A 13,224-nucleotide genomic window follows, 5' to 3' on the forward strand; every position below is an offset into this window, starting at 1 on the left:
GGGTGCTGGTAGAAAGAAGCCGCTCTCATACAGGCGTACGAAGGCAGGGTGTGATGACGGCGGCAGGCGTGGCAGCCGGTGGGTTGACCGCGGAGGAGTTGCAGCAGATCCGGGACGCTCTGGCGGCCGGCCGCAAACCTCGCGTGCAGTTCACCGAGTCGGCAGGACAGATCTCCGGGCAGATCGGCCAGGTGGTGGGCCTGGAGGATCCGGCGGTGTCGGACGAGTGGGTGGTGGTGAAATTCGGGCGCGACGAGTTGCCGTTCTCCCCCGGTGATCTGCGGATCGCCCCGAAAGGCCCACCGCCGAAGAAGGTGGCGCCGCCTCCCCCGCCGGCGGAGCCGGTGCTGTCCGGGCCGCCGCTGCTGCCCGACCCGCCCGCGCCGCCGAAACCGCCGGTCCCCCGCAAGAGTAGTGAGGAAGCTCCCGCTGTGAAGGAACCCAACGAGCCGGCTGCTCCGGTGCGCAAGGTGGCCCGCCCGGCCAAGGCGAAACCGTCGCCGAGCCTGACCGTGACGCTGGCCTACGGGGACGGCGAGTGGACGGTGGCCGCCAATCAGGGGGCGAAAGCGCTGGCCCGGCCCTATGTGATCCGGCCGGCGGAGGCGCTGAAGATGGTGTCGCTGGTCGACATGCCGGGGGTGCAGGAGGCGGTCGAGCAGATCATGGCGGCCGAGCGGGCCGAGGCCGAGCAGCAGGCGCAGCGGTTACGGGCCGAGCTGGCCGAGGTGGAGGCCCGCCTGGCCGAGCTCGGCGAGGCGGGCTGACGGTCCGGTCGGGTCATGCCCGGTCGGATGTCGTGGCGGCCGGTGGCGGCAGGCTGACCGGTTCACCTCGCGGTATGCGGGTATGGACGGTGCCGCCCCTGGTGGCCAGCCACCAGTCGGCGGTCTCGATGCCGATGTCGCTGAGGTGCGCGTCGTGGATGGGATACGACCGGGTGGGTGCGACCGCCCGGACGAACGCGATGGCGGCGGGCAGGCTCGCCCACGGCCCGGACACCGGGACGAGCAGGGTGTGCACGTCGGCGTCGGGCACGGTGTAGGAGTCGCCGGGGTGGTAGACGCCGTCGACGAGGTATCCGAGGTGCGGGCAGCCGGGCAGCCCGTCGACGATGTCGGCGGCGCCGGCGAGGGCGTCGCGGTCGGAGAGGGTGCCGGGGTCGATCACGAGGATCCGGTCGCCGTCCTCGATCCGTACGCAGGCATGGCCGCAGGTCGTCAAGCGCATCCGGCCAACGTAGACAACCGCCTCTGCGCGGCGAAACCGATTACCCGGTCGGCTCCCTTGTTTGCCTTCCACCGCGCTACCGCCCGGTACTCGTAGCCCCGTCGCCCTTGTCGGTCGCCCTCGCTCCGCCTCCGCCATGCTTCCTGCGCCCTACCTGGGGCGCGTTGCGCTGTCTCGACCTTCTGCCGGGACGTCAGGTGAGGTGGGCAAGGCCGGTGAGGCCGGGACCGGAGAGGTGCGGCAGGGCGGCGGCGCGGCCGGTCAGCAGCAGGAGCAGGGCGCTGATCGGGCCGGTGACCACGGGGCCGGCGCCGGCCGTCCAGGGGACGTCGGTGGCGGTCAGGCGCAGGCCCGGCAGGCGGCGGCGGGCCCAGAACGGCCAGCCCATCGTCCACACCCGGGTGGCGGCGTCCGCGGCGGCAGCCGGGGGCATGGGCAGGTCGCGGCCCAGCGGCACGGCGATGTCCTGGGCGTGCACCAGGACATCGCACAGAATGTTGCGGTAGTTGGTGACGAACGGCAGCCGGCGGCAGTCCGCGTACCGCTCGAGCTCGGCGACCAGGTCGGTGACCGGCCGCTGGGCGTGCTGGACGGACATGTCGTGGTTGAGGCGATGGAAGCGGCCGCCGGCCCGGAGCGCCGCGGTGGTCATGGTCCACATGCCGGGTGGTTGCGGGGCCAGGGCGACGTGGGCGGCGACGTCACGGATCCGCCAGCCGGCGCACAGTGACGGTGTCTCCCATGCGGTGTCCGGCAGCCCGGCCAGCAGGTGTGCCAGGCGCCGCCGCTCCTCGGTGATGATCTGCCAGCTCTGCTCCTGGTCCATGACGACCCCCAGCATTGGTACGATTCTCTGACTAAAGTTTAGTCAGAGGATCTGACGAGTCGTCAAGGAGCGCGGCATGCCGGAACAGGTGAACGTCGGGGTGCTGCTGTTCGTGGCGTACCGGGCCATGGAGAACCGGGTCCTCGCCGCCGTCACCGCGGCCGGGTTCGACATCACGGCCGCGCAGGCCCGGATCTTCCAGCGGATCGGGCCGCACGGCACCCGGCTCGGGGAACTGGCCGAGCAGGCTCAGGTGACCAAGCAGACCGCCGGGTTCCTGGTCGACCAGCTGGTCAAGGCCGGGTACGTGGAACGGGTACCCGACCCCACCGACGCCCGCGCCCGGCTGGTGCGCATCGCCGAGCGCGGCCGGGCAGCGATCCCGGTCGCGGCGGCGGTAGTCGCGCAGGTGGAGTCGGAGTGGGCCACCCACCTGGGCGGCGAAGGCATGGCCACGCTGCGCGACACCCTGACCCGGCTCCGCGAGATCACCGACCCGTACCAGGGGTGAACCCGTCACCGCCAGGAAGCAATGTCATCCGGATCCAGCCATGACATCCGCTACCAGCAATCTTGCGCGCTGGCTCCGGTTGCCCCTGCCTCATCTGAGATCTTGAGCGCTTCGTTCCGGCTCGTCCCGCGATCTTGCACGTCCCCCCGGACGCTCCCTGCCAAAATCGCCGCTCCGGGGCAGTTCGCCCGGCGCTCCCTAATCGATGCCACAGATCTTGGGCAGGAGGTACCGGGTTTCCGGAGCGCAACGAACAAGTATGGGCAGAAATCCGATCATGGTCGTCCGGCTCCGGTGCCCGGTCCACAAGATCAGGTGCAAAGCGCGCTTCCCACTCTGCGCGTCCGCGGCCGTCAGCGATCACGAAGCGGGATGCAGCCGGGGACGCGTCGGGTATTGAAGCGGCGGCCTGTGCCTTGCCCTCACTGCCCAGACGGATGGAGTGAGCCGCCGGCAACTGGCGAGCCGAGGGGTCAGTGGAAGTACTTGAGGCCGGCGACCCCGGCGACGACCATCAGCAGGCAGATGATGCGGGGCAGGTTGGCCGGCTCGTTCAGGGCGATCATGCCGACCAGGGCGGTGCCGACCGCGCCGATGCCGACCCACACCGCGTACCCGGTGCCGACCGGGATGGTACGCAGCGCATACCCGAGGCCCGCCATGCTGGCCAGCAGGGCGACACCGAAGACAGCGGTCGGCAGGGGGCGGCTGAAACCGGCGCTGCGGTCCAGGGCGATCGCCCAGACGGTTTCCAGCACACCGGAGACGACGAGAACGAGCCAGGCCATGACGGATCACCTCAAGGGGCGGTCGTCTTGTCAGGCCGGGTACGACACGCAACTCGTCCGGGGCGTCCCGCGGACCGCGGGCGCCACTCGCCAAGGTTAGCCACCCGGCGCGGCCAATGAGACGTCACTGTCCGCCCCGGTGGCCGAACTCACCGGCCTCCCGAGCCAGCTTGCCGAGCCGACATGCGAACCACCCTTGCGAGCCGGCGTCCCAAGCCGGCGTCCGAACCCGCGAATGCCCGCAACCGCTAAGACCCGCAACCGCGAAAGCCCGGAGTCCGCGCGAGCGAACCCGGAAACCGGGCGCCGCGACGGCTCAGGGACAGGTGACGCGCGGATTCACGGTGGCGAGGTCACCGTCGGGGTTGGCCCGGTACAGCCACACGTGCAGGTCGTAGTGCACCGGCATGGGCGGAGCGCCGTGCGGCACCTCGTGGCCGGTCATCGGCCCGTCGAACCGGTTGCCGAACAGGGTCGGCCGGTCACCGCTGGTCTTCAGGTCGCCGTCGGCGTCGGCTTTGAAGTATTCGAGGCCGAGCAGGGTCTGTTTCCGGTCGTACAGCAGCACCTCCGGCAGCGTCGGATCGACCGCGGTATCGGCGGCCAGGCCCGGGTGCACGTAGTGGTAGCCCATGCCGGGCACGCAGTGCTCGGCCGGCAGGTAGCCGGCGGCCGTGGCCAGCTTCACGTTCTGGAACCGTTTCGTCGCGTCGAGGAGCACGGTGCGCTGGGCGGGCGTGAGGGTGGCCGGGGCGCCGGCGGCATGGGCGGCGGGGCTGATCGCGCTGGCCGCAGCGACCGCCACGACGGTGCAGAAGCGCAGGGCAGACATGGTGATCATGGGTTCAGGGTCCGGTACCCGCAGCCGCGCCGTCCGGGGATCGGGGCAGACGGAACGCTTACGGCGTACCCCGCAAGAAGGCCTGCCGCGGCCGTGGGATCATTCGAGGCCTCATGCAGACCTCACCTGTCTGGCGGGCGCCGCGGCTGTGGCGGCTGCTGCTCGCCGTGTCCCGGTTCGTGTTGTTCCCGTTCGCCCGGCTGCGCGTGTCCGGCGGCATGCCCGAAGAGCTGCGGGGCGGGCCGGTGATCCTGGCGACCAACCATGTCAGCCCGGCCGACCCGCTGGTGATCATGGCGGCGTGTCATCGGGCCGGCATCGTGCCGCGGATCATGGCGACCGGTGGGGTGTTCCGGGCCCCGGTGGTCGGGGCGATCATGCGGCATTGCGGGCACATCCGCGTCGACCGCAACACCACGAGGGTCGGCGACGCGCTGCCGGCCGCCGCGAAGGCCCTGGCGGAGAACTCGGCGGTGCTGGTGTACCCGGAGGGCCGCATCGGCCTCGATCCGTGGATGTGGCCGGAACGGGGCAAGACCGGCGCGGCCCGGATGGCGCAGATGTCCGGGGCGCCGGTGCTGGCGGTGGCGCAGTGGGGCACGCACGCGGTGGTTCCGTGGGCGGCGCCGAAGCATCTGGGCCGGGCGCTGCTGAAGGCGGTGTTCACCCGGCCGGTGGTGCGGGTGCGGTTCGCCGGGCACGCGGTGGATCTGTCGGCGGCGCAGACCGGTTCGCCGGGCGCGCAGGCGATGCAGGCCACCCGGCTGATCATGGACGCTATCGACGAGACCCTGACGCCGCTGCGCTGCGATGAGCTGCGGACGCCGAAAGTGATCGATGTGACCCGGCCGCACGACCTGTCGCGGGTCCGGCCGCGTACGGACTGATCAGTTCCTTCTCGAACGCCAGCTGGTTGTAGGGGATGTCGCTGTAGCCGCCGATGTGGCCGTAGCCGCTGCTGCGGTACAGCGCCAGCGCCTCGGTGAGCAGCGGGTGCGTGCCCAGCCGCACGGTGGTGATGCCGTGCGCGGCCGCGTCGACCTCCAGGCGGCCCAGCAGTCTGCGGCCCAGGCCCAGGCCGCGGGCCTCGGTGGCGACCCACAGGTGCCGGATCTCGGCGACGCCGGGGCCGAGGCGGATCCACAGGCCGCAGCCGACCGGATGTCCGTCTTCGATCGCGACGAGCTGGGTGCCGGTGACGTCCTCCGGCCGGGTCAGGGTGGCCTCCTCGAAGCCTTCCGGGAACGTGCGGTCGAGTTCGGCGGCGTACCGGGCCAGGCACTCCCGGGCGGTCACCGACGCCGGCGCCACGGCCTCCACCACGACGGCGGCGGCGCGCAGCACCCGGCGGATCTCGTCCTGGGCGCGGATCAGCCGGTCACGCTGGCCGGCGGTGAGTTCGCCGAGCAGCGCGGCGATCCCGGCGCGGGACCGTTCCGCCGACGGCCGGCCCTGCCCGAGGTAACGGTCGGTGAGCACGTCGAGGCGCTGGTTGTAGTAGCGGTTGAAATCGTGCACCCGCTCGATCTGCTCGACCTCCATGCCGCCAAGGCTAGATCCCGGCGTGCGGCAAGTCAGACATATGCGGTTACCCCTGATGTGGTACGCCGTACGCGCCCCGCCCAGCGTGATCCGTCCCTGCTTCTCCGGGCGACGCAGGCGGGTCACCGGACCGCAGCGCCCCTCACGGGCGTAGCGGCTCTCACCGCGCCCCGGCCGTCGCCCACACAGGTCACCGCCGGCCCATGGCCGTCCTGGGCGACGGCCCGATCGCCGGCCGTCGCTGAGGCAGGTCACGGCCGGCCCATGACCTGCCTCCGCGACGGCCGGTGGGGTGGACTGGCAGCATGCTGGGCATGACCGCGTTCGACGACGTCGCCGCCTCGTTCTGGGATGCCGGCAACGACGCCATGACCCTGCCCCCACTGACCCCCGCCCTGGTCGCCGCCGCCGAGGATCAGCTGGGTGTCACCCTGCCCGCCGCACTGATCCGGCTACTGGAGATCCGTAACGGCGGGGCCGTCGCCGACGCGTGGGACGCCTGCCCGGCCGCGCCGAACTCCTGGGCAGGCGACCACGTGCCGTTCGATCACCTGCACGGCATCGCCGCGGCACCTGACGCCGTGCAGATGTCGCTGCTGGACACCGCCTACCTGGTCCGGGAGTGGGACCTGCCGTCCCCGGTCGTGCTGCTGTGCGGCGACGGGCACACCTGGCTGGCCCTGGACTACCGCGCGTGCGGCCCGCACGGCAGCCCGCCGGTGGTGTGGCTCGACGCGGACTCGGGGCAGGAGCTGACGGTGGCCGCTGACTTCCGTACCTTCGTGCAGGCGTTGACCTCAGCCGAGTCGTTCCCGGACTGACCGGGCCACCGTGACCGGGTCGCGGTGTGTGGTGTCGACCGTCAGGTCGTAGCGCATGCCCTGGTGGGCGTGCCGTGCCGACCAGCGGGCCAGGCCCGGCCGGTTGCCGCGGGCGGTCTCCCGGCGGGCGAGTTCGCCGTCGTCGCAGAACACCCCGACCAGCAGCGGCCGCCACGGCGCCAGCACCCGCAGCCAGTCGTCGCGCACGTCCGCGCCGAGCAGCATCTCGTCGATGATCACCGCGTTCCCGGCCGCGGCGAGGGCCGCGACCGCCCGGTGGAACCCGGCCATCATCCGCCGGCCGTCGTCACCGTAGGTGATCCGCAGCATCGGCTGCCCGTCGTCGTCGGGCAGCCGCTCGTAGGCGAACCCGCGATCGCGGAACTGTCCGAGCGGCCCGCCGGCCCACCGGTCCGGGACCGTGGCGAACAGGGTGTCCAGGCCGAGCAGCAGCATCGGCTCGCCGGTCAGGTCCTGCAGCGCCCGCCCGAGGCTGGTCTTGCCCGCCGACGACGCCCCGTTGAGAAACACCACCGGAGTCCGCACGGTCCTCATGGTGCCATCTACCGTCGCGCACAATGGTGCGATGGCGATCGACAGGTCCGGGGAGCACTGGCGGGGTGAGGATCTCGGCGACCTGGCCGCGTTCCTGCGCGGATATCAGGCCGGCGGCTATCCGGTGGACACGGTGGTGGAGTGCCGCTGCGTGTGCGGTGGCCGGGCGTTCCGGATCGACGTCGACGGTGACGACGACAGCCGGCGGACGTGCGTGGCGTGCGGGGTGACCGCGTTCATCGGCGACAGCGCCGACCATTGGAACGCCGCCGAACGCGAGGAGTGCGCGTGCCCGTGCGGGGCTGAGGAGTTCGCGGCGGCGGTCGGGTTCTCCCTGACCGACAGTGGCGAGGTCCATTGGCTGAGCCTGGGGTTGCGGTGCCTGGCCGACGGCGTGCTGGGCGTCTACGCCGACGTGAAGATCGACTATGAGCCGTCGCGGCACCTGCTGGCGCGGGTCTGACATGCGGTCCCTGCATCTGGTGGTGTGCGCCGCGACCCCCGCTGCGGCATCTCGGTGAGCTGATCGGCCTGCTGACGCCCGCCTGGACGGTGCAGGTGATCGCCACCGCGTCCGCGACAACCTGGCCGTCGGTGTCCTCAACGAGCACCTCGGCGGCGCCGTGCCGATGGTGCCGGCCACCCACGTGAAGCCCGGCGCACGCGGTGCGTACCTGAGGGCCGGTCAGCGGCCCACGGAGTCGCCCTCACCGGCCGGTCACGTGGTCACGTCGGTCAGGTCGCGCAGGATCTCGGAGGCGGTGACCGCGTCGAGGACGGCCAGGGACCGCATGCCGGGCCCGGTGAGGTTGCCCGGGCCGGCGCTGCCGTCGTGCAGGTGGACCGCGACCACGCATTGTTCGTCGGTGAACCCGGCCTGCCCGACGATGCCCGGGTCCAGGTGCACCGACACGACCAGCCCCGTCCCGGCGGCACGGTCGAATCCGTCGCAGATGCCGGCCCGGACCGGTTCCCGGCGGCGCCAGCCGCGCCGGTCCAGGGTGAGGATCGTGGTGGTGGGCACGGTGACGTCCTCGAACCGGTGCAGCCGTGACCCGGCCCGCTCGGCCTCGGTGAGGGTGTGCACCGGCCGGGTGAGCTGCGGGAACGGTTGCAGGATCTCGTAGTCGGTGAACAGCTGCGCCCACCGGCCGGTGTCGCCGCCGAGGTGCACCGGGTGGGCGACGCCGATCAGGTCGTCGTCGCCGAGCCGGACCGGTTCGTCGGCGACGTCGGCGAAGCTGCGGTCCTCGGCGATCCGCAGCGCACCGCCGGGGCCCGTCCACACCAGCCGCCGCGCGAGGTGCCACATCAGCGGATGCTCGGCGAACAGCCGCCGGAACTCCGCGCCCGTCCACCGCCGGCCGCTGGTCATGGCGTGTTCCAGGCGCCGCACCTGCTCGGCGGAGATCGTGCGCACGTCACGTTTGAGGGCGGTGAACCGCCGGTAGGCGGCCTCGGCCAGACCGGTGTCGTCGCGGGCGCCCGGTTTCGGCAGGGCCTTGAGCCCGTCGACGACCGGCCGTAACTGTTCGTCGAACCCGACGGTGAACTGCCGGGGCCCGTAGTCCAGCCGCAGCCGGCCGTCACGGTCGAGGCCGAAGTCGGGCACGAGCCGGTCGGCGAGCTGCTCGGCGGTCAGCCCGCGAGCGGCGGCGACCTCGTGGATGCGGGCGGTCGCGGCGGCCCGCAGCGGCGCGGACGTGGCGCGGACGGAGATGCGGTGCAGGTGCAGCAGCGCGGTGTCGGTGCCGATGCCGGCCAGCACGGCCAGCCCGGCGACGGCGCGGGCGGTGCGGCCGTGCCGGGGCCAGGACAGCAGGTACGGGGTGATCCGGGCGGCGGTCTCGTCGTCGCCGGTGAGGGTGACCGCGTCGAGGACCCAGGTGTCCTTGCCGGCGGCGCCGGTGGACTGCCACGCCTGGAACAGGCCCCACCCGAACGCGGCCAGGTCGGCGGGTTCGGCCGCCTGGCGGACCAGGCCGAGCCCGGCGTACGGCGCATCGGCCGGGGAGATCATCAGCATCCGGATCAGGTTGCTGACCGCGTCGCCCGGCAGCGCCCCGGATCCGTCGCGCAGCCGCACCGGTGGCAGGGCGGCGGGGGCGGCCCAGTCCGGGGGCGCCGGCATCCGGGCGGGCAGGGCGGTCAGCGGGTCGGCGGCCAGCAGCGCCCGCACCCCGGCGAGAGCGGGTGGGCCGTACCCGGCGGCGGCGTCCTCGACGAGGGTGGTGTGGCCGTGGCGGTGCAGCAGGAGCAGCGCCTGCCCGGCCTGCCGGCGGGCGGTGCCGGGCTTGCCGAGGGCCGGCGGGATGAGGGCGCGGGCGGCCGCGGCGGGGTGCCGCAGCAGCCACTGCCGGGCCAGGGGCCGCACCGTTTTCAGGCGGGCCGACCAGTCGGCCATGAGGGCCGCCACGTCCGGCGCGGTGAACGGCATCAGCAGCGGCCCGTGTTCGCCCGGGGTGGCGCGGGCTTCGGCCAGCAGGGCGGGCAGCGCGCCGGCGCCGAACCGGGCCGCCACCGACCGCAGCCACTCCGCCGATGCCCAGTCGGTGTGCTCGCGCCAGCCGGCGAGGGCGGGCCGGGCGATGTCCTCGGGCGCGAACAGGAGCAGCCGCAGCAGGTCCATGCGGCTGCCGTGGCCGGCGCTCAGCTCGGCGGCGCGGGCGGCCCAGTCGGTGCCGGGGTTGCCGTGGACCCAGGCGGCCTGCTCGGCCCACTGCCGGCGTTCGCCGGGCAGCCAGTGCACGCCTGGCGTGTCGGTGCAGGTCAGGCCGGGGACGGTGGGTGGTTTCGCGGCGGTGGCGCGGTGCTGCCAGGGCGGGTCGGCCAGGATCGGCGGCACCGCGCGGAGCGGGGCGGCCACCACGGGGATGTCTTCCACACCGCGGAACCTACCGCCGCCGTACGACAGAAACCGGCGGTCTATTCGGTGCGCTGGCGCTGGCGCAGGTAGGCGAGGACGGCTTCGCGGGTGGTGCGGACCCCGAACAGGGCGCGGGCTTCGGCGATACGCCGGTTGGCGGTGCGCAGGGACAGGAATTCGGCGGCCGCGGCGGCGGCGATGGTGTCACCGGCGGCGAGCCGGTCGAGCAGGGCGCGTTGTTCGGGGATGAGGTTGGCGATCAGGTCGGTGCCGTCGGCGCCGCGGTTGACCGGCCCGAGCCGTGACAGGTCGTCGATCAGGGCCCGGCCGGCCGCGGATTCGGCGTCGCAGACGGCGACGACGCCGGCGCCGCGGGCGGCGGCGAGCACGGCCAGTTGCGCGGTCTCGATGTCGTCGTCGCCGATACGGCCGTGCAGGACCAGGTGGGCGGCGCCGACGTCCCAGGAGGGGTCGGGCAGGGCGAACCCGGGCCGGGCGGTCCAGCCGTCACGGCCGAGCCGGCGCAGGACGGTGTCGGCTTCGGCGGAGGTGGCCACTACGTGGCGTGGCGCGTCGTCGGGCTGTCGTATCACCGGCCATCCTCGGTGGTGTCGAAGGGTTCGGCCCTCGCCGGGGTGGGGGCGAGGGCCAGTGCCGCGGCTTCGGTACGGGTACGCGCCCCGAGTTTGCGCATGCTGGCGCGGATGTGGGTGTCGACGGTCTCGGCGGAGATGCCGAGTTGCCCGGCGATGCGGCGGGTGGGTTCCCCGGCGGCGACCAGGTGCAGCACGTCGAGTTCGCGGCGGGTGAGCCGGCCGTCGGAACGGGGGCTGCGGGTGTCGCGCTGGATCTGGTGGCGGCGCAGCCCGCGGCGGGCCCGGCCGGCCAGGACGGTGAGGCCGGCGTCGTCGGCGAGTTGTTCGGCGCGCAGCAGGGCGGTGACGGCGGTGTCACGGTCGGCGCCGGTGAGCCCGGCGGCGATCAGGCAGCGGATCTGTTCGCGCAGGGCGACGGGCTGCCACGCGTCGGCGGCGGTGTCGAGGCCGGCGCCGACGGCCCAGGCGGTGAGGGTGCGCCGGGCGGGGGCGGGCAGGTCGACGGGGATGGCGGGGCTGCCGGGTTCGCCGAGGTCGTAGGCGGCCCACCGGGCGGTGATGGCGTGCAGCCCGGCGAGCAGGCCGCGGCCGGTGTCGCCGGGGGTGGCCACGGCCCGGTCGGGTTGCCCGTCGAGCCAGGCGGCCTCCCGGGCGACCCAGGCGGCGGCGGGGTGGGTGGGGGTGGCGCCGAGGCGGGTGCGGGCGGCGGCGAGCAGCCCGGTGTCGGCTTCGATGAGGGCGGTCGCGGCGGTCGCGTACGCCCGCGCCTGCTCGGGCAGGGCCCGGTCGGTGAGGTTGGCGGCGCGGCGCAGCACCCCGTCGGTGCCGTCCCAGGACAGGGCGGTGGGGAAGCCGGGGCCGTGCAGTGCCAGGGCCCAGTCGGCGGCGGCCAGGAACCGGGTCTGCCAGCCGTAGGCGAGGGCTTCGCCGGCGGTGGCGGCGGCGTGCAGGGCGGCGGTGGCGGCGTCGACGAGCCGGCCTTCGGCGGCGAGGTGTTCGACCAGTTGCCACGCCGACCAGCGGGCGATCAGCGGGTCGGCGGCGTTCGCGGCGGCGGTGAGGGCGGTGTCCCAGCCGGGCAGCCGGTGCGCGGCGCGGACGGCGGCCAGCGCCGCGGCGATGCCGTCGGGTGGCTCCGGGTGCCGGGCGGCGATCTTGTCGGCGAGTTCGAGGGCGCTCATCGGTTCGCCGGCCAGGGTGGACAGCAGCAGGACCCGGTCGCGGGCGGCGACGATCGCGGTCGCGGCGGTGTCCGGGACGGCCCGGACCGCGTCGCGGGCGCCGGCCGGGTCACCGGCCTGCAGCAGCGCCTCCCCGCGCAGCACGGCCGCTTCCAGGAGGGTCTGGCCGTGCAGGACGTCGGCGGCGTCGGCGGCCCGGCCGGCGGCGAGGGCGGCGTCGGCGGCGGCGAGCCGCACCCGCGGGTCGACGGTGGTGGGCAGGCCGGCGGCGAACAGCAGCAGCGCGGCCCGTTCGGCGCCGCCGGCCCGGTCGGCGGCGGCGAGGGCCTTGCGGTAGGCGCCGGCCGGGTCGCCGGCGGCGGCGAGGTGCCGGGCGGCTTCGGCGGGTGGGGTGAGGTCGGCGAGGCGGGCGTGCAGGTCGGCGCGGGCCTGCGCGTCGAGCAGCCCGGCGGCGGTCTCGGCGACGTACCCGGACACCGGCAGCAGGTCACCGCCGGGTTCGGCGGTGATCAGCCCGGCGGCGAGCAGGTCGGCGGCGCCGGTGCCGAGCAGGGCGGGCGCGGCGGGCCGGCCGAGCAGCCCGAGCGCGGCCAGGGCGGTGCGGGCGGGGCGGGGCAGGTCGGCCAGGGCGGTCGCGATCGCGTACGCCACCTGGTCGATGTCCTCGCCGATCGGGGGGCGGCCGGTGGCGGCCTGCCGGGCCAGGGCGATGATCGCGAGGGGGTTGCCGCCGGCGCGGGTGACCACGGCCGCGGCGGCGAGGTCGTCGAGGCCGCCGGCGGTCTGCCGGGCCAGGTCGAGCGCGGCGTGCGCGGTCAGCGGGGGCACCGCGAGCCAGGCGGTGGCGGCGGCCCGCAACGCGGCGGCGAGGTCGGCGTCGAGGCGGTGCGGGGTGCGTACGGCCACCAGCACCCGGCAGGTGCGGGCCAGGTACGGCAGCGCCGCCACGGTGGCCGGGTCGGCGTGGTGCAGGTCGTCGATGACCAGCAGCCCGCCGCGCACCCGGGACCGGACGGCCTCGGCCAGCAGCGGGATGTCGTCGGCGGGCAGCCGGGCGCGCACGGCCCGGGACAGGGCGAGGGCGGGCACCTCGGCGAGCATGGCCAGGCCCCCGCCGAGGTGGGCCGGCCCGGGCACGGCGGCGGCGATGCGGCGCAGCAGGGTGGTGCGGCCGCAGCCGGGCGGCCCGGTCAGCACCACGAGGGCGGGCCCCTGGCGCAACGCGGTACGGGCGGCCACCTCTGGCTCGTCCGTCACCTGCGCTCCCCCCTCACTGGCACGAACTCGTGATGCCGGCCCGCAGGCCGGTGTCCGTAGGCTTCACTGCGAACAACGCTCCGACGAAAGGGTCCCTTCGTGACGACGACAGCCGCGATACGCACATTGTCGCCGACAGTGGCTTGCGCTGACGAGTCGAAGTGACCGGCCCCCTCACCACCGGTGTCGTGACTCTCTGTCACGATATCG

General features: G+C 74.2%; 14 protein-coding genes and 1 riboswitch. Of the genes, 5 read left to right on the forward strand and 9 right to left on the reverse strand.

Going from position 1 to position 13,224, the window contains the following annotated elements; genetic code table 11:
• Nucleotides 1-53 precede the first annotated feature (53 nt).
• Complete coding sequence (locus ACZ3II_RS42715; protein WP_465526472.1) at nucleotides 54-767, forward strand: hypothetical protein; 714 nt, start codon at nucleotides 54-56, stop codon at nucleotides 765-767.
• A gap of 13 nt (nucleotides 768-780) precedes the next feature.
• Here the strand turns inward: ACZ3II_RS42715 and ACZ3II_RS42720 are convergent, their stop codons facing one another.
• On the reverse strand, nucleotides 781-1,230 hold the full coding sequence (locus ACZ3II_RS42720; RefSeq protein ID WP_465526474.1) for an MBL fold metallo-hydrolase: 450 nt from the start codon (nucleotides 1,228-1,230) through the stop codon (nucleotides 781-783).
• A gap of 193 nt (nucleotides 1,231-1,423) precedes the next feature.
• Entirely contained in the window at nucleotides 1,424-2,071 is a 648-nt protein-coding gene (locus ACZ3II_RS42725) for a maleylpyruvate isomerase family mycothiol-dependent enzyme (RefSeq protein WP_465526476.1), read from the reverse strand.
• 61 nt (nucleotides 2,072-2,132) lie between these two features.
• On the opposite strand from ACZ3II_RS42725, the gene ACZ3II_RS42730 reads away from it, so the two are divergent.
• Complete coding sequence (locus ACZ3II_RS42730) at nucleotides 2,133-2,567, forward strand: MarR family winged helix-turn-helix transcriptional regulator (protein WP_465526478.1); 435 nt, start codon at nucleotides 2,133-2,135, stop codon at nucleotides 2,565-2,567.
• 473 nt (nucleotides 2,568-3,040) lie between these two features.
• Here ACZ3II_RS42730 and ACZ3II_RS42735 read toward each other — a convergent pair whose 3' ends face one another.
• Nucleotides 3,041-3,355 carry a DMT family transporter gene (locus ACZ3II_RS42735; RefSeq protein ID WP_465526480.1) on the reverse strand — a complete coding sequence of 105 codons (315 nt, stop codon included), beginning with the start codon at nucleotides 3,353-3,355 and terminating at the stop codon, nucleotides 3,041-3,043.
• 15 nt (nucleotides 3,356-3,370) lie between these two features.
• Nucleotides 3,371-3,441: riboswitch (guanidine-III (ykkC-III) riboswitch) on the reverse strand.
• A 230-nt stretch (nucleotides 3,442-3,671) separates the two neighbouring features.
• Nucleotides 3,672-4,196, reverse strand: coding sequence for a hypothetical protein (locus tag ACZ3II_RS42740; RefSeq protein WP_465526482.1), 525 nt, complete (start codon nucleotides 4,194-4,196; stop codon nucleotides 3,672-3,674).
• Nucleotides 4,197-4,309: 113 nt separating this feature from the next.
• Here ACZ3II_RS42740 and ACZ3II_RS42745 point away from each other — a divergent pair, with 113 nt between their 5' ends.
• Nucleotides 4,310-5,083: a lysophospholipid acyltransferase family protein gene (locus ACZ3II_RS42745; protein WP_465526484.1), complete on the forward strand. Its 774-nt coding sequence runs from the start codon at nucleotides 4,310-4,312 to the stop codon at nucleotides 5,081-5,083.
• On the opposite strand, the gene ACZ3II_RS42750 is transcribed toward ACZ3II_RS42745, so the two are convergent.
• Nucleotides 4,974-5,738, reverse strand: coding sequence for a GNAT family N-acetyltransferase (locus tag ACZ3II_RS42750; protein ID WP_465526489.1), 765 nt, complete (start codon nucleotides 5,736-5,738; stop codon nucleotides 4,974-4,976). The two genes, ACZ3II_RS42745 and ACZ3II_RS42750, sit on opposite strands and share 110 nt — an antisense overlap.
• Before the next feature lie 314 nt (nucleotides 5,739-6,052).
• On the opposite strand from ACZ3II_RS42750, the gene ACZ3II_RS42755 reads away from it, so the two are divergent.
• On the forward strand, nucleotides 6,053-6,559 hold the full coding sequence (locus ACZ3II_RS42755) for an SMI1/KNR4 family protein (protein ID WP_465526494.1): 507 nt from the start codon (nucleotides 6,053-6,055) through the stop codon (nucleotides 6,557-6,559).
• On the opposite strand, the gene ACZ3II_RS42760 is transcribed toward ACZ3II_RS42755, so the two are convergent.
• Nucleotides 6,536-7,105 (reverse strand): phosphotransferase-like protein, encoded by a 570-nt coding sequence (locus tag ACZ3II_RS42760; RefSeq protein ID WP_465526496.1) that lies wholly within the window; start codon nucleotides 7,103-7,105, stop codon nucleotides 6,536-6,538. The genes ACZ3II_RS42755 and ACZ3II_RS42760 overlap by 24 nt on opposite strands.
• Before the next feature lie 40 nt (nucleotides 7,106-7,145).
• Here ACZ3II_RS42760 and ACZ3II_RS42765 point away from each other — a divergent pair, with 40 nt between their 5' ends.
• A complete protein-coding gene (locus ACZ3II_RS42765; RefSeq protein WP_465526498.1) occupies nucleotides 7,146-7,577 on the forward strand; it encodes a hypothetical protein in 432 nt (143 codons plus the stop codon).
• A gap of 255 nt (nucleotides 7,578-7,832) precedes the next feature.
• On the opposite strand, the gene ACZ3II_RS42770 is transcribed toward ACZ3II_RS42765, so the two are convergent.
• Genes ACZ3II_RS42770 through ACZ3II_RS42780 form a run of 3 tightly spaced genes read right to left on the reverse strand, consistent with a single transcriptional unit; the run spans nucleotide 7,833 to nucleotide 13,014 of the window.
• Entirely contained in the window at nucleotides 7,833-9,998 is a 2,166-nt protein-coding gene (locus ACZ3II_RS42770) for a DUF4132 domain-containing protein (protein ID WP_465526500.1), read from the reverse strand.
• A gap of 41 nt (nucleotides 9,999-10,039) precedes the next feature.
• Nucleotides 10,040-10,573: a LuxR family transcriptional regulator gene (locus ACZ3II_RS42775; RefSeq protein WP_465526502.1), complete on the reverse strand. Its 534-nt coding sequence runs from the start codon at nucleotides 10,571-10,573 to the stop codon at nucleotides 10,040-10,042.
• A complete protein-coding gene (locus ACZ3II_RS42780) occupies nucleotides 10,570-13,014 on the reverse strand; it encodes a LuxR C-terminal-related transcriptional regulator (protein WP_465526504.1) in 2,445 nt (814 codons plus the stop codon). The genes ACZ3II_RS42775 and ACZ3II_RS42780 overlap by 4 nt, the downstream gene beginning before the upstream one ends.
• Between the last annotated feature and the right edge of the window lie 210 nt (nucleotides 13,015-13,224).

The organism is Actinoplanes sp. NPDC019969 (assembly GCF_055562375.1).